We start from the raw sequence: 21,506 nt of genomic DNA on the forward strand, positions 1-21,506 counted from the left end.
TCAATCTTTCTGAGCTGCGAATTTCGGAGCGGTGACTTCGATCATTACCGGCCCGTTCTGGGCGGCAGTTTGGCGCAATGCCTGCGCGACAGCCTGCGGTTCAGCTGGAACCGAAGCGAATGGAATACCGTATGACTTGGCCGTCGCTGAAAAATCGGGGGGCGAGGGATCACATCCTATGACTGTCACGCCCGCATCCTGCATTGACGTGGCAATTTCCTGGTATCCGTGGTTGTTCCAGATCACGAAGGTGATCGGCAGGTCTTCGTCGACCGCGGCCATAATTTCAGGCAGAGAAAACTGCGCGCCCCCATCGCCCGCGATGCATATCACACGTGCCGTGGGATCGGCGACCGAAGCGCCGATGGCAGCGGGGATTCCATAGCCCAGCGCGCCGTACCCGGTTGCCGCGTTAAACCAGCCTCCGGCCCGGTCGTGATCGTAGAAAAGATTGCCGGCATAGATCGGTTGGGTGGAGTCTCCGACCATCAGGGTGTTGGGGACCGCAGAACGCATTGCGTTGAGGATTTCCACCTGTTTGCGATAGTCCGGACCAATTTCCGCCCAGGCGGCGTCACGTGTTTTGCTTGCACGTTCCGCGCCATCGCTTTGCTTTGGCTTGTGCGGCAAGGCGTCAACCAGCGCTGATACAGCCAAGTTGACGTCACCTTGAATGATGAGCGTTGCCACATGTCGCGTCAGTTGCTCGCCGCACTGATCAATCCGTATCAACCCTGACATTTTGGCAATTTGGCCGGTGGCATACATATCATAGTCGGTTGGGCCCAGCTCGGTTCCCAGTGCAAGGACGCAATCGGCGCTTTCTATCAAGCCGCGTACGGCGTTCAGGCTGGGGCTGGCCGGAACGGTCAGTGGATGCCTGTGCATCAGGCCGCGCGCGTTGACCGTTTGCACCACGGGCGCATCCAGAGCTTCGGCCAGAGCCTGCAATCCAGCCTCGGAACGTTTTGCGCCGCCGCCCGCCAGAATGACAACGTTCTTCGCTTTGGCCAGTTGCTGTGCGGCTTGTGTAATCAAAGCCGGGTCAATCGGAGAGGCTGAGACAAGCGGTTCGACCTGTGTTTCCTGATAATCAGCCGCTGCGATATCCAACGGAACTTCGATATGCACCGGTCCGGGTCGACTGTTGGCGAGGGTGTGGAACACGCGGTCCAAGACCGGGTCCAGAGCGTTGGTGGCAGAAACGTGTTCGGACAGCAACGCAACGGTCCTGGCCAGTCCCAACTGGTCTGGCAATTCATGCAGATGCCCTAAACCCCTGCCAAGAGATGCGGTTTTGTTGACACCGGACACCACGAGCATCGGTATTGAATCCGCGCGGGCCTGCGCCATCGGCGTCAATATATTGGTTAATCCGGGCCCGGTGATCACAAAGGCCACACCCGGTTTGCCTGACACGCGCGCATAGCCGTCGGCCATAAATCCTGCGCCCTGTTCGTGTCTGGGTGTAATGTGACGAATGCCCGAGCCTGCAAGCCCGCGGTAAAGCTCGACCGTATGAACGCCCGGAATTCCGAAGACGCAGGTCACATCCCTTTGGCGAAGCCTGGCAACCAATGCTTCGCCCACCGTCATTTCACTCATGCAACCTCGCGTGATTTTCTGTTGGCGTGATCGATGAGGCGGGACACCGCAGTGGCAAAGTCGGTGTCACTGATCGTCAGGGCCACTCGCACCCAGTCTTTCAGGCTGTCCCCAAAGGCGGATCCCGGCATGACAGCCACCCCGGTCTGTAACAGGTCCCAGGCATAGGCTTCGCCGTCCAACCCGGTGGCGGAGACGTTGATCATGGCGAACATTCCCGCCTGAGGCCGGTGAACGGTCAGATCCGTTTCTGCTTCGAGGCGATCAGCCAAAAGCGTGGCGCGCGCTGAAAAACGGGCGGCCATGCCGGAGGCAACCTCGGACCCGTCACGGATCGCTTTTTCGGTCATATCGGCGATGAAGGGCTGATTGCCGAAAAGCATGGTCTCGGAATAGGGCAGTAGCGCTTCGCAAAACGCGGCTGGCCCGACACACCAGCCACTGCGGAACCCCGGCGCGGCATGTGATTTCGAGATGGATGATACGCCTATGACACGATCCGCCAGTTCCGGGTCTGCCAGTGGCGACACAAATCTGGCCCCGTCAAAGATCAGTTCTTCATAGACCTCGTCCGAGATAATCCACAAATCATGCGCAATCGCGAGTTGTCCGATCTCGGATAGCTCTTTGGCCGTCAGGATCGCGCCCGTTGGGTTGTGTGGCGTGGTCAGAAGAATGGCGCGGCTGCGCGGTGTTACGCGTACGGCGATATCTTTGGCCTGCATGCGAAACCCGTGTTCCGGGCGCAGCGGTACGGGCACCATTTCCGCCCCGGAAGCACGCACGACCCCTTCGTAGGTTGCATACATCGGATCACCGACCAGAACTTCGTCACCGGCCTCGGCAACGCCGGCCATGGCAGCGAACAGTGCGGTCTGCGTTCCGGGAAAGCACAGAAAATTCTCGGGCCCGAAAACGCGTCCGCGGGAAGCCGAGTAACGGGTGGAAAGCGCGTCAAGCAAGCCAGCTTCGCCACGGCCATTGGAGTAGCCCGTTCGCTGGGCCCGTAGTGAGGTTACGGTGGCTTCGACCAGCGCGTCCGACACCGGCACGTCCGGTTCACCTATCGTCATTTCGACGATGTCCGCTCCGGCCTTGATAAGGTCGCGCGCTTTCAGATGTACGCCCCATTTGGCGCCACCCAAGCCCGCTAACCGTTCTGTCACAGATGTGGTCTTCATGGTTGTTCCACCTCTTTGATCAATGGGATACCGACGATAGCGCTGACGGAATCCAATCCGATCTGCGCCAATTGACCTTCGGAAAATGCATCTGGAAGCGCACCGCCTTCCAGCCAAAGACCGTCGATAACCGCGTTGCAGGCAATGGCCAGTTGCACGGCTTGCGACGTGGTGACTGGACGTCCGGTTTCTTGCAATGCGGCGACGATCAGCTTTTCAAGCTGATCCCGGAAATAGTTATAGGTTTGCTGGTGGATGCGTTGCATTTTCGGATCACGCTGCACCTTGTTCAGGAAGCCGGCCCACAAGGCCACAGCGCTTGGATCAACGATTGGCGGTCGCAGCGACGCATCAACGAAGTTGGTCAACTGAGATACTGCGCTGCCTTTCCCTGACGACGCAGCTGTCTGATCGGTCAGCGTATTCATGTGATGTTCGTACGCGGCCTGAACCAGTTCCTCCTTGGATGAGAAATAGTGCCGGATCAGCCCTTGGGTCACGTTCGCGCGGGCCGAGATCTGACGCACAGTGGCACCCCGAACACCCATCTCGGCGATCAGGTCCAAAGTCGCCAGGATCAGCGCCTCGCGCCGAAACTCGGCAGATTCACGTGTAAATTTACGGCTGTCGTCCTGCACGTCCGGGTCATCCATGGTACGGAATTATTATACACTTGCATAATTGCGAGATTCGAGGCTTACTGCAAGCTGAAAATCAGAAGATTCTTGGATATGGACACAGCCAAAGCAGCATCACCCGCACGCGAAACAACCACGTCTGAAGAGGCGATAAGGGTTGAGGACCTGCACAAGTCTTTCGGCACGCTGGAGGTTTTGAAAGGTGTCTCGTTGACAGCGAACAAGGGCGATGTCGTTGCCATCATTGGGGGTTCGGGCTCGGGCAAATCCACCATGCTGCGCTGTATCAACTTTCTGGAAACACCAAGCTCGGGAAAGATCACCATCGGCGGTGAGCTGGTTGAAATGCATGCCGACGGCAGCCCCTCGAACCGCCGCCAGATTGAACGTATCCGTACGCGGCTTGCGATGGTTTTCCAGCAGTTCAACCTGTGGACACATCGAACGCTTCTGGAAAACGTGATCGAGGTGCCCGTGCATGTCCTTAAGGTACCAAAGGCCGAAGCTGTCGCGCGGGCGCATGACCTGCTGAAAAGGGTGGGGCTGGGGGACAAGGCCGACACCTATCCGGCCTATCTTTCAGGCGGTCAGCAACAGCGCGCCGCCATCGCACGCGCGCTTGCGGTGGATCCTTCGGTGATGCTTTTCGATGAGCCAACTTCAGCGCTTGACCCAGAGCTTGTCGGCGAAGTTCTGACCGTGATCCGGGATCTTGCAGCGGAAGGGCGCACCATGCTGCTTGTGACCCATGAAATGAAATTTGCGCGCGAAGTCGCGAACCACGTCGTCTATCTTTTCGAGGGCCGCATTGAAGAGCAGGGCCCACCTGCCGAGGTCTTCGGAAATCCAAAATCAGAACGATTGAAGCAGTTCCTCAGCTCGGTCGCCTGATCCACTACAAAAAACAACAAAATAAACCTAAAGGGAGTAACAAAATGAACGTCAAGAAACTGCTCGCGTCCGGTCTCGCCGCCGCTGTCCTTTCGGCTGGTGTTGCCAGTGCAGAAGAGGTCAAGATCGGCATCGCGGCCGAGCCTTATCCGCCCTTCGCGTCGCTGGACAGCTCAGGCAACTGGGTTGGTTGGGAGATCGATGTCATCAATGCAGTTTGCGCTGCCGCGGAACTTGACTGTGTTATCACACCGGTGGCCTGGGACGGTATCATCCCCTCGCTGACCGGACAGCAGATCGACGCCATCATGGCCTCGATGTCGATCACCGAGGAACGGTTGAAAACCATTGATTTCAGTGATCCTTACTATAACACACCTGCGGTTATCGTTGCCGATAAATCGATGGATATCGAAGCAACCCCGGAATCGCTGGCGGGTAAAGTCATTGGCATTCAGGCTTCGACGATCCACCAAGCCTATGCGCAGGAATACTTCAAGGATTCCGAACTGCGCGTCTATCAAACTCAGGATGAGGCCAATCAGGACCTGTTTGCCGGTCGGATCGATGCCACCCAAGCTGACAGCATTGCGATGGCCGATTTTGTGAATTCGGATGCCGGTGCTTGCTGCGAAATCAAAGGTGCCGTGAAGGACGATCCAGCCATTTTGGGGCGTGGTGTCGGTGCGGGCGTCCGTAAAGGGCAGGATGACCTGCTTGCGGCGTTGAACAAGGGCATCGCGGCAATTCTTGCCGATGGCACGCACGAGAAGATCACGTCGAACTATTTCTCGACCAGCATCTACTAAGCCGTTGCCGTGACCGGATTTCTGGAATCACTAGGTTTGGCGCAGAGCGCAGAGCTTCTGTCGCTCTCGCCACCGGGGTGGGGGGCCAATCTGCTACGCGGATTGTCCCACTCCTTGCAGATCGCTTTTGGCGCATATGCACTGGGCCTCGTGATCGGATTGTTCGGAGCGTATGGCAAACTTTACGGCGGGAAGGTCACGCGCGACCTTCTTGCCATTTACACGACCGTGATCCGGGCCGTGCCGGAACTGGTCCTGATCCTGATCCTGTATTACGTAGGATCCGATATTATCAACAAAATATCTGCTGCCATGGGTGGTGGCCGGGTTGAGATCAACGGAGTTGCCGCAGGCATTTGGGTGCTGGGCGTCGTTCAGGGCGCGTATGCGACCGAGATTCTGCGCGGTGCCATTCAGGCGGTTCCGCCCGGTCAGATCGAAGCGGCGAAATCCTACGGAATGCCGGCATTCATGACCATGCGGCGCGTCACGATCCCCGCCATGATGAGCTTTGCGGTACCGGGTCTGGCCAACTTGTGGCTGATTGCAACCAAAGACACCGCATTGCTGGCCGTTGTCGGCTTTAACGAGCTGACACTGGAAACGCGCCAGGCGGCCAGCAGCACGCGGGCCTACTTTACCTTTTTCCTGGCGGCGGGCTTCCTTTATCTGATGGTTACGCTGTTTTCGGGTGGGATCTTTGCGCGGATTGAGAAATGGGCCCGTCGCGGCCAACCCGCTCTGAACGGAGGCAGCAGATGATCGACCTCAGATCTCTGATGCAACCTCATCGTATCGTGATGATGCTGATCTTTGCCGGGATCGCGGTTTGGTGCGCGATGACATTGCGGTGGGATTGGATACCCAATTATACGCCTCTTGCATTGAAGGGTATCTGGACCACGCTTTGGTTGCTGGTTGTCACGATCGTTCTTGGATTTTTACTGGCTGTACCCCTTGGATTAGCGCAGGCAGTTGGGCCATGGTACCTTGCGGCACCTGCAAAGGCGTTTTGCACTATCATTCGCGGCACGCCGCTGCTTTTGCAGCTTTGGCTGCTGTATTATGGCCTCGGCTCTCTGTTTCCGCAGTTTCCATGGATACGATCGTCTGATCTTTGGCCGTACCTGCGTCAGGCTTGGCCCTATGCGGTGCTGGCGTTGACACTTTCTTATGCGGGTTACGAAGGTGAGGTCATGCGCGGAGCCTTCAAGGGCGTTGCCAAAGGACAGCTGGAGGCGGCCAAGGCGTTTGGTATGCCAAGGCTGACGATGTTTCGCCGTATCTGGTTACCACAGGCAATCCGCAATGTTCTGCCGACTTTGGGCGGTGAAACCATCCTGCAATTAAAGGCAACACCGCTGGTTGCCACAATAACCGTGGTTGATATCTATGCCGTGTCGTCCCGTGTGCGCGCCGATACGTTTATCGTCTACGAACCGCTTATCCTGTTGGCCGTATTCTACATTCTCGTAGCGGGCGTAATTGCCTTGGTGTTCCACTGGCTGGAGGTAAAGGTTCTAGGAACCGGACGCCGCAATGGGCCCATCGGATAGTACTAGCAAGAAGCCGAAGGAAACTTGCTCTGCGATTAGCGAAGCGGTTATTCGATGAATTGCTCCTAGCGACCGAGATTGCAGGCTTAAGCGTAAAACAGATGTTTGAAACGGGATCAGAAAGGTTGATTTCGTTCGCGATCCGTAAGTTCAACGCGCTTGTGGTACAGCATCTAGGGTAGCTGCACGACAAGAGGGCATGATTGCCAGCGCGGCCATAAGTGAGAGGAACCGCTTGGCGCGATTATTGGCCGGCGACACAATTTGCGTGGTGCTAAGACAAGAGTCTCAACATCAATGCCGATCGGGTACTACCACTATGGTTGTCTTACATTGGTAGAATATTGTGGTTCATCCTGAACAAATTGGTGGGATCGTACTTTCCTTTGATCTTGGAAAGTTTTTCGCCGTTCACACCATAAGCGCCGGTCACGTGGTCTGCCTGGTCTTCAGGCATGAAGTTCACATAGGCACTGCCTGTTGAGTATGGTTTCATCTGTTCGTACAGCTGGCGTGCCCACCCGATGCAGGTGTCATCCTTGTCAGGGTCCTCCCATCGTGTGTGGACATTCATGATGAAATGCGCAGATCTTTGCGGGTAGGCGGTAGAAGCGGGTTCAACGCGGGCCATCGCGCCACCGACATGAGCAATGAAAACCTCGCAAGCGGGATCAGGAAGAGTGGAAATCGCGTCCAGCAGGTCCGTGATGGCGGCCGGGGGCAACGTGTTGAAGTCATGACTTTTCCAATAGTTGCGGACGCCCGGCGACAACAGGGGATCAAACGCCGCCTGCCAGTCCACGAACCTGTGCGGTGAAATGACATCCACAATCGGCTCACCCAGCGCGCGCAAGGCCGACATCGCTTTTTCACCCTCATCCATCGGGCCGCTATAGCACGCCGCGAAAATCAGCACCTCGCGCCCGTGCCACTCTTCCGGCAGGAACGGGAGTGGCGGCGCTTTTCGCATCACGCTCCAGACGGTGAGCTCATCGGGGGAGGTGTCTGCAATGGCCACAAACGCGGAAAGCAGCTCTGGTGCCTTTTCGATCGGGTGCACGATCAGGCCGGACAGGATATCGGGCCCAAGATCATGCAACTGGAATTCGAATGAGGTGACGACACCGAAGTTTCCGCCACCACCACGAATGGCCCAGAAAAGTTCCGGGTGGCTCGTGGACGAGGCGGTGACGATCGCGCCATCCGCCGTCACGACTTCTGCCGACAGAAGGTTGTCGATCGTCATGCCGAATTTCCGCGTCGTCCAGCCAAAACCGCCACCCAAGGTCAGCCCTGCGATGCCGGTTGTCGAATTGATGCCTGTGGGGACGACAAGACCATGGGCCTGTGTTTCGCGATCAACGTCGCCAAGCAACGCACCCGGTGCAACCCGGACAGTTTTGCCGGCAGGGTCCACGTGAACCGAACGCATTTGGGACAGATCCAGCATGACGGCCTTGTCCGCGACGGCGTGCCCTGCAATCTGGTGTCCACCTGATCGAACGGTCATCATGAGGCCTGCTTGTCGGACGAAGTTTATTGCCTTCTGGACATCGCTTGCCCCCATCGCACGGATCACGAAGGCGGGGTAACGCTCGAACATGCTGTTCCAGGTAATCCTGGCTTCTTCATATTCCGGGGTTCCCGGCAGGTAGACCCCACCGCGCAGTGAAGTGTCAAGCGCGTCCAAATCGCCTTGATCCACAGTCGCGATACGTCCGTCGAGTGCTTTCAGGTCAAACATGCTTAAGCCTCCCTTGTTTTAGGAAAGGTTTCGCGCACGGCTGCCTCGTGAGTTTGTTATTGCCCTGAGAAGGGGATACTTGGTTGTGGGGGAAAGCTGGTCGTCAGGCAAATATTCCCGGATCGATCCGATCTACCGGCGTGATGACATCGGCAGGAATGTTTAGACGCTCGGCCGCTTTTCGCAGGCTTTCTTCATCCGGGGCTTCGTAAAGGCAGTATGTTTTGCGCTTATCTGCGCTGAGGAAGGAAAAGATCCATTCAATGCCGACTTCGTCGTTGATTTCTTTGATGTGAATTTTGTCGTTGTCGCTGATATTCAGCTGTTCCGCAAAATTTCGTTCAATGATGTATCGTGGCATTATGCCCCCCAAGCATTTTCCGGACCTTAACTGGCTACCCCTTCGAGCTTTGACTTAAGGGAAACCATACTCAATTTCTGTGATATTGCCAACGCTTCCCCTTCCAGTTGAAACGCCAGTTCCAAATCGCTGGGGCGGCCCTGTTGTCTGAGTGCTGATGCATACGCTGCCTTGGAATGCGCAATCCAAGGTGGGCAATTCATCCGCGTGTCAATCTCGATGGCTTTCCGGAACATCTTCCCGGCAATTTCCCAGTCTTTCAGCACCGTTGCCAGTCTCCCCAAGCGTCTGGCTGCGGCACCTGTGCAAACTGTGGTTGCCCCTGCGGTGATCGTCAGGTCTTCGTAAGGTTGCAGCATACTGTAAAGCGTCTGGGCATGACCCGGATGCCCGACAGCCACGCAGATGTCAGCAAGATAGGACAGAGTTGTTGAATACATGGCATCTGGCGGCAGGTCGAAGCCGTTTTCCGCCATTTCATTCAGTATTCTTTCAGCCGGTTCCGTGTATCCCAGTTCGGCTGCGATAAGGCCAAAACCAGGCTTCCACGAGATGTCTTCGGGACTGTCGGTCATCAGTTTCTTAATCACAGGCGCGACCTCGTGCAGGCGGTTCTGCTCGCGGCGGATGGTAAACATCTGAACGCCGAAAACGCCCTCGACATGTTCGCCGTGCGTTTTTCGACCGATCTTGACCGCTTCGGTGGCGTGCTTTTCAGCCTGAACAAAGTCGCCGTCCATGATTGCAACCATGGCGCGTGCGTGTTTTTGAACCCAATAGAGTTGCAGATGATTGTCCTTTTCGGAAATCGCTGTCAGCAATTCGAGTGAGTTGTCCAACAGGTCGCGGTCGGCCATTTCAGCGCCGACAAACAGGCTGAGCGTCCGGTCGCGGCCCTGATCAATACTGCCAAGGTGTTCCGCTACCTGATGCATGGCGTCCAGGTTTTCACGCCAATGTCGTGCCTCTTGCCCGTTGCGCGCAACGAATGGCGCCCCAAAATGCATCATCATTACCGAAAACTGGGATTTATGATCCCCAAGCTTCGCCGCCAGTTCCATGGATTGCTGACCAAAGCGGGTGCCTACGGAAAACTGGCCGACAAACATATACGCCCGCGCAAGTTGGCTCATCAACCGGCACCGCCTGACTTCGTCATTGTCAGACAGGTCTTTTAGCGCCTTTTCACAAAGGTCAATCGCTTCGTGATGTCGCTTGCTCGTCATCATGCACGAGTCAGCAAAATGATTGGCTGCATCGGCTGCCAGCTCCACATCGTGGAGTTTCTGGGCAGCGTTAGATGCACTTTTCAGAACCGCTATCGCCTCGGACAACTGACCCTGGCTGTCATGGCTGCGGCCAACCAGGATCAAGCCCCTGACCATTTCCCGGCCGGTTTCCGAGTTCAGCTGCTTAGCCGCTTTGAGCGTCTCCTGCGCATTAGTCATCGCTTCCTGGCTGGCTGACCGGGCCAACGCCATTTCAGCCGCAGCTTCCCATTTGTCAAATGCGGCGCGCCATTCTTCTGCTTCTGACAGATGACGGGCCACCAGCTCGGGCCGGCGTTCGATTTCAGCAGATCGCATCGCGATCAGTGCGCGGGCAACGTCTGAATGTTGCTGCCTGCGGGTAGAGCTTAACATGGATTGATATGCCGTATCGCGGATAAGGGCATGGCGGAACACGAAATGCCCACGGTTGTTTCCGCTTTCAAAGATCAGTCCCGTTCGCGATAGTTCTTCGAGGCGAAGATTGATATCTGCGCGTTCCAGCCCCATCGCGGCCCTTAACAAATCTGGTTCAAATTCCCGCCCAATGACTGACCCCGTCAACGCGACCTGTTTGGCCTCGGGCGAAACTGCATCAAGCCGCGCCATCAAGGCGCCCTTCAGCGACGATGGTATGCGGACTTGTCCCTGCTCATCAGCATTCACGATCGCCTGGGTCAATTCTTCGACAAACAGGGGCACACCGTCCGTCTTTTCGATGATCGTCGCGATCAAGGCATCGTCCGGATCCTTGCCAGTGATATTGCGGACCAGATCCGCGACATCAGCAGAACCAAACCGGCGCAGCAGGAGTGTTTGAACATGCGTGTCCCCGTCATCGCGGGCCAGGTCCCACCCGGGTCTGTGGGTCATCAGGATCATCAGGGGAAGATCGGTGCAAATCGCCTTGAACCGCTCCAGCAGGGCTTGCGTCGAGGGATCGATCCAATGTGCATCCTCAACACACAGAATAACCGGGCGCACGCTTGCCCGGACCTGCACCGTATGGATCAGGGTTTGGATCGTTATGTCGCGTTGCTCCTGCGGCGACATCTCGAGAACTTCACGAGCCAGTGCGCTGCGCGGCGCGACCAGCGCCGCAAAGACAGGCAGAACCTGTTCCCAGTCCAGACCTTCCCGGCCTTCCAGCAGCTTCCTGACATGCTCCAGAATTTGATTGTCATCAAAATCCGGTTCAACACCTGCATCCTGCGAGATTCGCTGGGTGACCGGATGAAAGGGACTGCTGGTCAGATAGGGAGAGCAGTTCAGCCTTATCACATCGGCCTGTCCGGTTGCCGTGACATCCGCAAGAAACCCCTCAGTCAGGCGCGATTTTCCTATTCCAGCCTCACCCGACAGCAGAACGACCTCACCATGACCGCTTTGGGCGCGCTGCCACGATTGCAACAGGATCCCCTTTTCGTAGTCCCGGCCAATCATGGTACTGTCGGCGTCATCCTTGTACGACGCGCGAAACCGGCTTTCCGCGCTGCGTTCCGATACGACCTTCAACAAGTTCCGAGGGTCTTTGAACCCCTTCAATTGAGTTGATCCAAGGGTCTCGAACTCGAATATCCGGTGCAAGGCGGCTTCGGTTTCTTCCGCAGACAAAACCACCGAGTTCGGCAGGCCGTGTTCCTGTATCCGCGCCGCCAGATTGACCGCCGGCCCGGTCATGGCACCTTCCTCGTACGAGTTTTCGCCGATCGTGTCGCCGACCACGACATCGCCGCTCGCGATACCCAGTCTGACCGACAAACGCTCACCGTCAGGAGTGTTGAGCTCTTCAACCCGGTGGACGCACTCAAGCCCCGCCTTTATCGCGCGAATGGCGTGATCTTCGTAGGCTGTTGGCCAGCCGAAAAACACAAGAAGACCGTCGCCAAGGTATTTCGCGACATAGCCACCATACCTGCTCACTGCCCCCGCGACGGTATCCTGATAGTTCTGTAGCAGATCCCGCATGTCTTCGGGATCAAAACGGTTGGTCAGCTCTGTCGAGCCGACCAGATCCGCAAACAAGACTGTCAGATGACGCCGTTCAGCCGCGGGCGCGATGGGCTTTTTCGTCGGTGCAGCTTCGCCCTGCACGACATCAACGGCGGATGGCCGAGTATTCTCGCGGGTTGGCTCCCCTGCGGCAGGCGCTGATGAAGACAGGTGACTAGAGCCAGCCAAATCCTGAACTGCCGCAAGGATGATCTTTCGGTGACCAAGACTTACCCCAAGCTCTTTCAGGTCGTCGCCTGTCAGCAGTGGCAGAACCCGCGCATCAATGTCGTTTACCGCAAAAACATCTGCGTACTGACCCAGTCCGAGGTCGTTAAGCCACGTGTCCATTTCATCCGACATATTTGGATCATGCTGAGATACGCGTCACTAATCAAGAAAACGCTATTTACACTGCCGGGCGATCAATGCGCAGCGGACACGGTTTCATGCGCAGCATAGCAATAGATGCCAGTCGCGTAAGACCTTGATACATTGTGGGGAAAGGATGGTGGGTGATGAGAGACTCGAACTCCCGACATCTTCGGTGTAAACGAAGCGCTCTACCAACTGAGCTAATCACCCGTGACGCTGCATGTAGCCAAGCCAGCGGGCGTGCGCAAGAGGGTCTGTGAGATTTTTATTCCGCGATGGGTTGCGGATAGGAAATGCCGCCCCCATCAACGCGTGCCTGGGGTGACCACAGGTTGACGAGGCTGGCCGGGGTGGGTTGCCAGCGCCTGATCTGGATCAGCGGGTGTAAAAGATCAAAGGCGCTTGCAAGCGCCCTATGGCCTCCGATATGCCCGAAGAGACTGCAACTTTCCGGTCGGGAGCACACATGATCCTACCCTTCGCCTGCCGTATCTGGATGGTGGCACTGGTCCTTGGCGCATTTGTGCTGGCTCCGGTCCGGGCCGGGGCAGAAGGGGTTTTGGTTTTTGCCGCAGCCAGCCTCAAGACCGCTTTGGACGAAATCGCGACGGAATACACAGAGCGGACGGGTCACGATGTCACCGTGTCCTACGCAGCGTCTTCAGTGCTGGCGCGTCAGATTCAGCAGGGTGCGCCTGCGGACATTTTCATCTCTGCCAATGCCGACTGGATGGATTATCTGGAACAGCAGGGCTTGTTGCAGCCTGGGACACGGTCGGATTTGCTGGGCAACAGTCTGGTTCTGATCGGCGCTGCGGGGCGTCCTGTTCTGGGTGACATTCGGGTGGTTCATGACCTCAGGGCCGAGCTGGGCGAAGGCTTTCTGGCCATGGCGCTGGTCGATGCGGTGCCCGCCGGTATCTACGGCAAGGCGGCTTTGCAGGGGCTGAACCAGTGGGAGGCGGTGCAGGACCGAGTGGCACAAACCGACAATGTGCGCGCTGCGCTGGCCCTTGTGGCAACGGGTGCCGCGCCTCTGGGGATCGTTTATCGATCGGATGCGCAGGCGGAACAGCGGGTCAGTGTTGTGGCCAGTTTTCCCACCGACCTGCACCCTCCGATCATCTATCCGGCGGCGATGACAGGTAATGCCACAGGTGCGGCGCGGGCTTTTCTGGATCATCTGCACGGCGATGCGGCTTTGGCAATTTTTCAGGAGCAGGGATTTTCCCTGCCGGGCGGGTGATCGCGTTGGATTGGTTGGGCCCCGCTGAAGCTGAAGCGCTGAAGCTGTCGCTGCGCGTGTCTTTCTGGGCGACGCTGGCCACTTTGCCGTTCGGCATTTTTTTTGCCTACATTCTGGCCCGCTGGCGGTTCCCCGGGCGGCAGGTTCTGAATGGTCTGGTGCATTTGCCTTTGATCCTGCCGCCGGTAGTGACGGGGTATCTGCTGTTGCTGACTTTCGGCATTCAGGGGCCGTTGGGGCGGTTTTTGGCCGAGTTCGGCATTGTGGTCGCCTTTCGCTGGACTGGGGCCGCGCTGGCCGCAGGTATCATGGCGTTTCCGCTGATGGTCCGGGCGATACGTCTGTCGATCGAGGCGGTTGACCCGAAGCTGGAACAAGCTGGGGCGACGCTGGGGGCGTCGCGGCCTATGGTGTTTCTGACCGTAACCTTGCCGATGATCCTGCCCGGTGTCATCGCCGGGGCCATTCTGGCCTTTGCCAAGGCCATGGGTGAGTTTGGGGCCACGATTACATTCGTGTCGAATATTCCGGGACAGACGCAGACATTGCCATCGGCTGTTTACGCCTTTTTGCAGGTACCGGGGGGCGAGGCTGCTGCAACAAGGCTGGTCCTGATCTCGATCGTCATCGCCATGGGCGCGTTGCTGCTGTCGGAATATGTGGGACGGCGCGCCGCCGCGCGGGTGGCCGGATCATGAGCTTGTCTGTTCGTTTGCACCATCAGCTGCCGGGGATCGATCTGGAGGTTAGTTTTGACGCCCCACCCGGTGTGACCGTGCTGTTCGGGCGCTCCGGGTCGGGCAAGACCACAATTGTCAACGCGGTGGCCGGATTGCTGCGGCCGCGCGCGGGCAGGGTGGCCGTGGATGACTGGGTGTTGTTTGACACCGATAGAGGGCATTGGCTGCCGCCGCACCGGAGGCGGTTGGGCTATATTTTTCAGGAGGGGCGGTTATTCCCGCATCTGACCGTGCGCCAGAACCTTGCCTATGGCCGCTGGTTCGCCCCCAAAAGCGCGCGGCGTGAAGATCCGGAAAAGGTCATCGAGATGCTGGGGATCGGCCACCTTCTGAACCGCCGTCCAGCCGGGTTGTCAGGGGGCGAAAAACAGCGCGTGTCGATTGGCAGGGCATTGCTGGCCAGTCCGCGGCTGATCCTGGCGGATGAACCGCTTGCGGCGCTGGACGAGGCCCGCAAGGCGGAGATCCTGCCCTATTTCGAGCGTCTCAGGGATGAGGTGTCTGTCCCGATCCTGTATGTGACCCACTCGGCCGACGAGGTGGCCCGTCTGGCCACATCGGTTGTCGCTTTGCAGGATGGCAGGGTCGTCCGCCACGGCCCCGCGTCCGAGGTTCTGTCTGACCCGACTGTGGCACCGGCAGGTGTGCGCGCGATCGGTGCCGTGCTGGAGGTGCAGGTGCTGAAGCACCACACCGACGGGTTGACCGAGCTGAACGCAAATGGCGCGCGTCTGTTTCTGCCACGTATCGGGCAGGAGGTCGGCACGCATCTGCGAATTCGCATTCCGGCGCAGGAGGTGATCCTGTCCGTCCAAAAACCCGAGGGTCTGTCGGCATTGAACGTGCTCAGCGGGACGGTCGACTCGATCCGGTCGGGCGAAGGTCCCGGTGCGATCGTGTCGGTCAGGACACCGGCAGGGACTGTTCTGGCGCGGGTCACGCGCCGGTCGGTTGCGGCGTTGAACTTGCAGCCGGGCAACACATGCCATGCCGTGATCAAGACGGTTGCGCTGGCCCCGCAGAATGTCGGTGGCCGCATCGGGAACGGCACCTGACCTCAGGCAAGTGCGCGGGCTTCGTGTTCCAGCAGGATAAGGCGCGCGGCGCGTCCAAACCCCTGATAGCCAGAGGAGGGACGGTCGGGAAATATTGCGGCCAGTTCCTGAAGCGCGTCGGATGAAAGTGTATGTAGCGCCTCTTCCCCCAGAAACAGGCTTTCTGCTTGTGCCCCATCCGCCGAAAGGATTTCGTGCCGATCCAGCAGGATGTGCAAATACTCGACCGTTTCAACCGAGGTATCGAGCCCTATTCCAGGCCATCGGCACAGGTTCTTGGCGGCAACCAGCGCTTCGGCGGTTCCGAAAAGCAGCTCAACCCAGGGGCCCTTCACCAGAATACGGTGCTGCTGAGACACCAGCAGGTCTCGCGAGGGTGTGTTAGGCCCCAGACTGCCTGCCGAGATGCGAACGGGCCGTATCGCAGGTTCGGTGCGCAATCGGTCGGGCGGGATCGTGCTGCTTTCGATCCAACGAACAGGTTGCAACCCGTGATCGGCTGTCGCCACCTTGTCCCCGACGTTCAGGGACTCGATGGCACGGGGACCGTCCTCAGCCTCGATCAGGGTTCCAGCTGCGAAACAGACGCCTTCGATCCTTATGACCACTTCGACCGGATCCGGAGAGCCGGTAAACGGAAGTGTGACAGGACCGGTTTGCGTTGTCCCTGAGACGCTGATGAAGAAGGAGTCAAAGACAACTTCACCATTGTCGAGGCTGTCGAAATACGTCGGATCGACCGTATAGGTCCACTCTCCGGTATTTGGGTCTATCGTCGCGGTGCCGTTGGCAGGAGGTGTCGCAATCGTCCAGGTTTGGGTCAGCGGCGTGAAGTTTCCGTTGTTCAGGGTGGGTTGCCCCATCGCCACATTGGGTGGGGACCCGGTCACGTCGCCGGTCAATTCACCAGTGATCGGAACTGAAACCAACTAGACCTCGCCTTGTTGCAACACCCGCTCAAATTCCTTTTTTCGGTACAGGCGCATATGAACCTCGCCTGCTTCGTCCCGCGTCCATTCGACAATCCGGTTGCGTGTCATGTCGCTGTCCATTCGGTTGGTGCGCACGCGCGGATGCGGGATCTCTTGCTTGAGGATATCAACAATCTGGCTAGTCTGTCCAAATGGTGCGACAAGGTCGATGATCCAAAAGGATGACCCGCTGGTAAAATCCTTGTCCGTCAGAGAGGTTTCTTTCACCGCATAGCGATACTCGGCCTCGGGGCTGAGACCGGCAAAAGTGACAAATCCGCGGGGAAAGCCATTCTGTCTGAAGATCTGGTATTGGCCCAGACGAAACGGGGTTTCGAACGCATAAAGAACCTGCGCAAGGTTACGTTTCTGGTGCGTTTTCGTAAGCCCCGCGAGATAGAACATCGCACCCAGATCCGCATATTTCTCAGGCGGGAAATCGAACCAGTCTTTTGGAAAGCTCTTGGTCAACGGAATTGCCGATAGTTTGATGTGTTATAAATGCTTTCGGGTAGTGTACTCGTTTCCGGCGATATGAATAGTGGGAATTCCCCAAAAATCTGTGTCCGCGTAGCTGGTGTGCCCCACTTTACTCGTAGGGTGTCGTGGTTATGCTATCGGTATTGGTGCCATTGTTTTGGGATATCTGGATCATGCGTTTTCTCAAGCCATTCATCGCTGCCACATTTATTTTAGCGCCTGCGGTGGCCGGGGCCGTTGGGTTCGGCCTGTCAGTCCGGCCGCAGTTCCGTACCGAGATCACGCCCTTGCCGAACGGCGTTTACGAGGTGAAGGCTGTCGGATCATCCGCGCCTGTCAATTATTGGTGCGGGATCGGAGATTATGCCATTCGCACACTTGGCGTTCCGAACTCGCAGAGGATCTATATCTGGCGGGCGTATGAACCCGGCGTGCGAACAGTGCAGTTCTCCATGACCCCGCCGCCGGGGGCCGATACGAAACCCGGCTATTCGATCACGGTCAAGAAAGTCGGAGCAAACATGTCGGCGGTGTCGGCGCAGAACTACTGCTACGACAATTTCATCACGGACCCGTTCTGATCGTCAGACCCATTTTGCCATCGGCGGCAAGCTCATCAGAACGGCATCCGGGTCATGCCCGGTTTCCAGACCGAACTTTGTGCCCCGGTCATAAACAAGGTTGTATTCCGCATAAAGGCCGCGATGCACCAGTTGGGTGGTCTTGTCCGCCTCTGAGAAGTTCTGAACGCGACGCTTTTCAACCAAGGGCAGGAAGGCGGGCAGAAAGGCTCTGCCAATATCCTGTGTCAGGGCGAAATCCGCCTGCCAGTCACCGGTGCAATAGTCGTCCATGAAGATCCCGCCGACGCCGCGCGCGCGTTTGCGGTGAGGGATATAGAAATATTCGTCGGCCCAGTCCTTGAGGCGCGGGTAATGGGCGGGTCCGTGCGGGTCCAGATGCGCCTTTTGCGTGGCGTGGAAATGCGCGGTGTCCTCGCGATACTCGATGCAGGGGTTGAGGTCCGAGCCGCCACCGAACCACCAGGCATGGGGTGTCCAGAACATGCGTGTGTTCATGTGAACCGCCGGGGTATGGGGGTTCTGCATATGGGCCACAAGGCTGATCCCCGACGCCCAGAAGCGCGGGTCTTCGGTCATTCCGGGGATGCCTTTGCGCGCCGCCATTGCCTGTTGCGCACGTTCGCCCAGCGTGCCGTAGACGGTCGAGACATTGACACCTACTTTTTCAAACACTCGCCCGCCGCGCATGACCGACATCAACCCGCCGCCCGCGTCTGACCCATCGTCCGACTGGCGTTTGGTTTCCTTGACCTCGAACCGCCCGGGTGCGGCATCGGCAAACGGCCCGTTGGTGTGGCTGTCTTCGAGGGCTTCGAACGCTGCAACGATGTCATCGCGCAATTGGCGAAACCAGGCGGAGGCGGTAGATTTTTCTGTTTTGAACATGGGTCTTAATGTGCAGGGGCCGCGACGGGGTCAAGCAGGGTACGGCCACCGTCGATTGTCAGGATCTGCCCGGTGACGAAACCGGCGGCATCAGACGCAAGATATTGCGCGGTTTCCGTCAGTTCCGTGGCCGAGGCGATACGGGCCAGGGGTGTGTGCTTTTCGATATCGACGCGGTAATCGCGATTGTCCTTGAGGGTCGATTGCAGTGATGCGCTCATGACCGAACCCAGCGCAATCGAGTTGACGCGGATCCGCTTCGGAGCCAGCGCGACCGCAAGGGATCGGGTCAACTGGTCCAGTGCTGCGGTCGAGACGGAATAGGCCATCAGATCGGGGTGGGTCCGTCGGGCTGCGATCGAGGACAGGTTGATGATCGTCCCTGCCGGGTTTTCGAGATCGCCGTCGGCCTGCTTGATCATGCGCTTTGCAACCAGTTGGCTGAGCCGCAAGGCGGGCATCAGGTTCTGGTTCAGCAGGGTGCGCATCGAATCGTCATCTGGATCCAGCGGATCAGATGGGATCACTTGCCGTGCACCGTTGACCAGAATATCCACCTGGTCGAACGCATCCAGCGTCGCAGATAACAGGTTGGCAATGGTCAGCTTTTCGCGCAGATCGCCCGCAAAATATCGGATATTGCTGTCTTCGGCTTGTTCTCCAAGTTCGTCGATCAGGCGTTTTTCATCTATGTCGGCAAACATGACATTTGCGCCCGCATCCGCGAAATGCCGCCCGATGGCCAGGCCGATGCCACTTGCCCCGCCCGTTACGATTGCTGTCTTGCCAGCGATGGAAAAGGACATCCGAATCCTCCTGAATTGGGGCGCAGGTTAACGGGCCTTAACGCCGAGGGCGAGAGGCCTGGAATACCTTGAACCGGTTGTCGCCGGCAATTTCACCGACCTGAGCGAAATGTTCGTTCAGTGTAGCTTCGTAGGGAAGGTGCCGGTTGGCGACCATCCAAAGGGTTCCGTTCCGTGTCAGATTGCGGGCGGCGGAGGTTATAAACCCTTGCCCCAAGGCGGGATCCGCGCTGCGTGAGGTGTGAAATGGCGGGTTCATCACAACGGTGTCGATAGGCTCCGGCGCGGTCCAGGATACGGCATCGCTCCAGTGAAAATGCGCCTGGGATTGGGTGACATTAAGCCGCGCGCAGGTCAGCGCCGCATGGTCCGCTTCGACCAGATGTAACGAGCTTACCCCACCGCGTTTCAGGATCTCCGCAGACAGATATCCCCATCCCGCCCCCAGATCCGCCGCGCGGGGGCCAAGCCGGTCAGGCAAGGTCTTCAGTAACAGGGCCGAGGCAGGATCAACTCCGTCCGCTGAAAACACACCCGGTGCCGTGTAGTATCCGCCAACCATCTGCTGTTTCTGCGCGGCCCAGTCCACAAAGGCCAGATCATCGGCCTGAAACCAGAAAATCTTACCATGTGCTTTGGAAATCGGTCCCTCGACCGGAACCCGCTTGCGCACATCCTTCAATATGCTGTCCACACCATCGGTCTTGGCACCGTCGATGACAACCAGGCCGCTCGCCCGCGCACAGGCCTGCTGAATCAGCGACCGTGCCAGTGCTTTGGCGCGGGGCAGAAAGACAATTGCGTCCTGACAAGAGCCGTCCGCGTCGGGCACCGTTTCAAAACCCTGCGCGGTGAAATGGTCATGAAAGGGTTTGAAGGGCTGCACAACTTGCGCCCCGCCCGCCAGCGCAGACAGATCATGATCCGGTGTAGGGCAGATCACACTAAGAGGGGGGGACAGCGTCAGGCCGTTTTGCAAGGCAAGTTCCAGACGAGGGGACATGGGCAATTCCGGCTGAGTGAAGGGAAAACGTCAGGCCAAAGGCCTTACTCTTCGCGTTCCATTGTGCATTGCAAAGGGTGCTGGTGCCTGCGGGCAAAATCCATCACCTGACCAACTTTGGTCTCGGCAATCTCGTGGCTGAAAACCCCGACAACGGCTACACCTTTCTTGTGAACGGTCAGCATGATCTCGAACGCCTGTGCATGGGTCATGCCGAAGAAGCGTTCAAGTACATGCACCACAAACTCCATCGGTGTATAGTCGTCGTTCAGCAACAGGACCTTGTATAAAGGCGGACGCTTGGTTTTTGGGCGTGTCTGTACCAGGACGGACGCGTCACTGTCGTCGTCCGGCTTGTCAGACATCATCCAGGTCATTTCAAGCATCGTGTGCAACTGTCCGATTCAGGCTTGGGGTTTATCTTGGCGCTTATATAACGTGTGCATGGCCGGTGAAAAGAGCAAGCGGACGTAAACAGGATGACGACCAAGCTGACGACAATCGGGTTCGATGCGGACGATACCCTTTGGCATAACGAACGGTTTTTTCAGCTGACGCAGGCTCGTTTTGCTGAACTCTTGGCCGATCATGCCAATCGTGATCACCTGATGGAGCGACTTCTTGCTGCTGAAAAACGCAACATTCAGCGCTATGGGTATGGCATCAAGGGGTTTGTCCTGTCGATGATCGAAACTGCGATCGAAGTTACCGAAAGCCTCGTTCCTGCGTCGGTCATCCGGCAGCTGATCGAAGCAGGGCAAGAGATGTTGGCCCATCCGATTGAGCTGTTGCCCCATGCCCGCGAGGCTGTCGAAGGTGTTGCCGATGCGTATCGGGTTATCCTGATCACCAAGGGTGATCTGATCGATCAGGAACGCAAACTGGCCCAATCCGGGCTGGGTGATCTGTTCGATGGTGTGGAAATCGTTTCCGAAAAGACGCCCGAAACCTATCGGTTCGTGTTCGACCGTCATGGTGATGGCCCGACTGCCGCAATGATGATCGGCAATTCGATGCGGTCAGATGTCGTAGCCCCGATTCAGGCCGGGTGCTGGGGCGTCTACGTGCCCCACGGTCTGGTCTGGGAGGTGGAACATGCCGAAGCCCCTGTCGACAGCCCCCGATTCCGCGAGTTGAGAGATTTGGGCGATCTGACCGATCTGCTGGGCAACCTGAAGTGATGTTGCCTTTTCGCCTCAGTTTCACATAAACCCTGCCGCATCCTGACGCAGTTTCGCCTTTATCGCGCATTTGGTGGTTCTGAGGGGGAATTTCGCAAGATATAGCCTCAGCCCAGAAGCAAATCGAAACTGCGA

The 21,506-nt window shown here is 57.7% G+C and carries 21 protein-coding genes and 1 tRNA gene; 9 read left to right on the plus strand and 13 right to left on the minus strand.

Annotation, left to right across the window (positions count from 1 at the left end):
- From ACR0JI_RS17600 to ACR0JI_RS17610, 3 genes are read right to left on the minus strand one after another with little or no spacing between them, the layout of a single operon-like run.
- A complete protein-coding gene (locus ACR0JI_RS17600) occupies nt 1-1,605 on the minus strand; it encodes a 5-guanidino-2-oxopentanoate decarboxylase (RefSeq protein WP_480495543.1) in 1,605 nt (534 codons plus the stop codon).
- Nucleotides 1,602-2,786, minus strand: a complete 1,185-nt coding sequence (locus ACR0JI_RS17605) for a pyridoxal phosphate-dependent aminotransferase (protein ID WP_480495545.1) — start codon at nt 2,784-2,786, stop codon at nt 1,602-1,604. Before ACR0JI_RS17605 ends, ACR0JI_RS17600 begins: the two co-directional genes overlap by 4 nt.
- A complete protein-coding gene (locus tag ACR0JI_RS17610; protein WP_480495547.1) occupies nt 2,783-3,439 on the minus strand; it encodes a TetR/AcrR family transcriptional regulator in 657 nt (218 codons plus the stop codon). The genes ACR0JI_RS17605 and ACR0JI_RS17610 overlap by 4 nt, the downstream gene beginning before the upstream one ends.
- Nucleotides 3,440-3,517: 78 nt before the next feature.
- Here ACR0JI_RS17610 and ACR0JI_RS17615 point away from each other — a divergent pair, with 78 nt between their 5' ends.
- Genes ACR0JI_RS17615 through ACR0JI_RS17630 form a run of 4 tightly spaced genes read left to right on the plus strand, consistent with a single transcriptional unit; the run spans nt 3,518 to nt 6,680 of the window.
- On the plus strand, nt 3,518-4,315 hold the full coding sequence (locus ACR0JI_RS17615) for an ABC transporter ATP-binding protein (RefSeq protein ID WP_480495549.1): 798 nt from the start codon (nt 3,518-3,520) through the stop codon (nt 4,313-4,315).
- 44 nt (nt 4,316-4,359) lie between these two features.
- Nucleotides 4,360-5,124, plus strand: a complete 765-nt coding sequence (locus tag ACR0JI_RS17620; RefSeq protein ID WP_480475308.1) for a transporter substrate-binding domain-containing protein — start codon at nt 4,360-4,362, stop codon at nt 5,122-5,124.
- 9 nt (nt 5,125-5,133) lie between these two features.
- Nucleotides 5,134-5,886 carry an ABC transporter permease gene (locus tag ACR0JI_RS17625; protein ID WP_480475310.1) on the plus strand — a complete coding sequence of 251 codons (753 nt, stop codon included), beginning with the start codon at nt 5,134-5,136 and terminating at the stop codon, nt 5,884-5,886.
- Nucleotides 5,883-6,680: an ABC transporter permease gene (locus tag ACR0JI_RS17630; RefSeq protein WP_480495551.1), complete on the plus strand. Its 798-nt coding sequence runs from the start codon at nt 5,883-5,885 to the stop codon at nt 6,678-6,680. The genes ACR0JI_RS17625 and ACR0JI_RS17630 overlap by 4 nt, the downstream gene beginning before the upstream one ends.
- Before the next feature lie 328 nt (nt 6,681-7,008).
- On the opposite strand, the gene ACR0JI_RS17635 is transcribed toward ACR0JI_RS17630, so the two are convergent.
- From ACR0JI_RS17635 to ACR0JI_RS17650, 4 genes are all read right to left on the minus strand, one after another.
- Nucleotides 7,009-8,424: an FAD-binding oxidoreductase gene (locus tag ACR0JI_RS17635; RefSeq protein WP_480495553.1), complete on the minus strand. Its 1,416-nt coding sequence runs from the start codon at nt 8,422-8,424 to the stop codon at nt 7,009-7,011.
- 103 nt (nt 8,425-8,527) lie between these two features.
- Nucleotides 8,528-8,785 (minus strand): DUF4242 domain-containing protein, encoded by a 258-nt coding sequence (locus tag ACR0JI_RS17640; RefSeq protein ID WP_209504668.1) that lies wholly within the window; start codon nt 8,783-8,785, stop codon nt 8,528-8,530.
- Between the two features lie 26 nt (nt 8,786-8,811).
- Entirely contained in the window at nt 8,812-12,408 is a 3,597-nt protein-coding gene (locus ACR0JI_RS17645) for an adenylate/guanylate cyclase domain-containing protein (protein ID WP_480495555.1), read from the minus strand.
- Nucleotides 12,409-12,554: 146 nt separating this feature from the next.
- A tRNA-Val gene (locus ACR0JI_RS17650) sits at nt 12,555-12,630 on the minus strand.
- 256 nt (nt 12,631-12,886) lie between these two features.
- Between ACR0JI_RS17650 and modA the strand changes: the two genes are divergently transcribed.
- Genes modA through modC form a run of 3 tightly spaced genes read left to right on the plus strand, consistent with a single transcriptional unit; the run spans nt 12,887 to nt 15,461 of the window.
- On the plus strand, nt 12,887-13,666 hold the full coding sequence (gene modA, locus ACR0JI_RS17655; RefSeq protein WP_480495557.1) for a molybdate ABC transporter substrate-binding protein: 780 nt from the start codon (nt 12,887-12,889) through the stop codon (nt 13,664-13,666).
- Between the two features lie 5 nt (nt 13,667-13,671).
- Complete coding sequence (gene modB / locus ACR0JI_RS17660; RefSeq protein WP_480495559.1) at nt 13,672-14,364, plus strand: molybdate ABC transporter permease subunit; 693 nt, start codon at nt 13,672-13,674, stop codon at nt 14,362-14,364.
- A complete protein-coding gene (modC, locus tag ACR0JI_RS17665) occupies nt 14,361-15,461 on the plus strand; it encodes a molybdenum ABC transporter ATP-binding protein (RefSeq protein ID WP_480495561.1) in 1,101 nt (366 codons plus the stop codon). Before modB ends, modC begins: the two co-directional genes overlap by 4 nt.
- A gap of 2 nt (nt 15,462-15,463) precedes the next feature.
- Here modC and ACR0JI_RS17670 read toward each other — a convergent pair whose 3' ends face one another.
- Together ACR0JI_RS17670 and ACR0JI_RS17675 are read right to left on the minus strand one after the other, a co-directional pair.
- On the minus strand, nt 15,464-16,390 hold the full coding sequence (locus ACR0JI_RS17670; protein WP_480495563.1) for a Hint domain-containing protein: 927 nt from the start codon (nt 16,388-16,390) through the stop codon (nt 15,464-15,466).
- Entirely contained in the window at nt 16,391-16,903 is a 513-nt protein-coding gene (locus tag ACR0JI_RS17675; RefSeq protein WP_480475336.1) for a toxin-activating lysine-acyltransferase, read from the minus strand. It lies immediately after the preceding gene.
- A 182-nt stretch (nt 16,904-17,085) separates the two neighbouring features.
- Here ACR0JI_RS17675 and ACR0JI_RS17680 point away from each other — a divergent pair, with 182 nt between their 5' ends.
- Complete coding sequence (locus tag ACR0JI_RS17680; RefSeq protein WP_480495565.1) at nt 17,086-17,493, plus strand: hypothetical protein; 408 nt, start codon at nt 17,086-17,088, stop codon at nt 17,491-17,493.
- Nucleotides 17,494-17,496: 3 nt separating this feature from the next.
- Here ACR0JI_RS17680 and hemF read toward each other — a convergent pair whose 3' ends face one another.
- Genes hemF through clpS form a run of 4 tightly spaced genes read right to left on the minus strand, consistent with a single transcriptional unit; the run spans nt 17,497 to nt 20,576 of the window.
- The gene (gene hemF / locus ACR0JI_RS17685) at nt 17,497-18,381 is read right to left on the minus strand and encodes an oxygen-dependent coproporphyrinogen oxidase (RefSeq protein ID WP_480495567.1); all 885 of its coding nucleotides are present in this window, start codon (nt 18,379-18,381) and stop codon (nt 17,497-17,499) included.
- 5 nt (nt 18,382-18,386) lie between these two features.
- Nucleotides 18,387-19,187 carry an SDR family NAD(P)-dependent oxidoreductase gene (locus ACR0JI_RS17690; protein ID WP_480475342.1) on the minus strand — a complete coding sequence of 267 codons (801 nt, stop codon included), beginning with the start codon at nt 19,185-19,187 and terminating at the stop codon, nt 18,387-18,389.
- Nucleotides 19,188-19,224: 37 nt separating this feature from the next.
- Nucleotides 19,225-20,190, minus strand: a complete 966-nt coding sequence (locus ACR0JI_RS17695) for a class I SAM-dependent methyltransferase (protein ID WP_480495569.1) — start codon at nt 20,188-20,190, stop codon at nt 19,225-19,227.
- Nucleotides 20,191-20,234: 44 nt separating this feature from the next.
- Nucleotides 20,235-20,576 (minus strand): ATP-dependent Clp protease adapter ClpS, encoded by a 342-nt coding sequence (gene clpS, locus ACR0JI_RS17700; protein WP_480475346.1) that lies wholly within the window; start codon nt 20,574-20,576, stop codon nt 20,235-20,237.
- A 93-nt stretch (nt 20,577-20,669) separates the two neighbouring features.
- Between clpS and ACR0JI_RS17705 the strand changes: the two genes are divergently transcribed.
- Nucleotides 20,670-21,371: an HAD family hydrolase gene (locus tag ACR0JI_RS17705; RefSeq protein ID WP_480475348.1), complete on the plus strand. Its 702-nt coding sequence runs from the start codon at nt 20,670-20,672 to the stop codon at nt 21,369-21,371.
- Nucleotides 21,372-21,506 lie beyond the last annotated feature (135 nt).

The sequence above is a fragment of the Ruegeria sp. N10 genome (assembly GCF_056531545.1).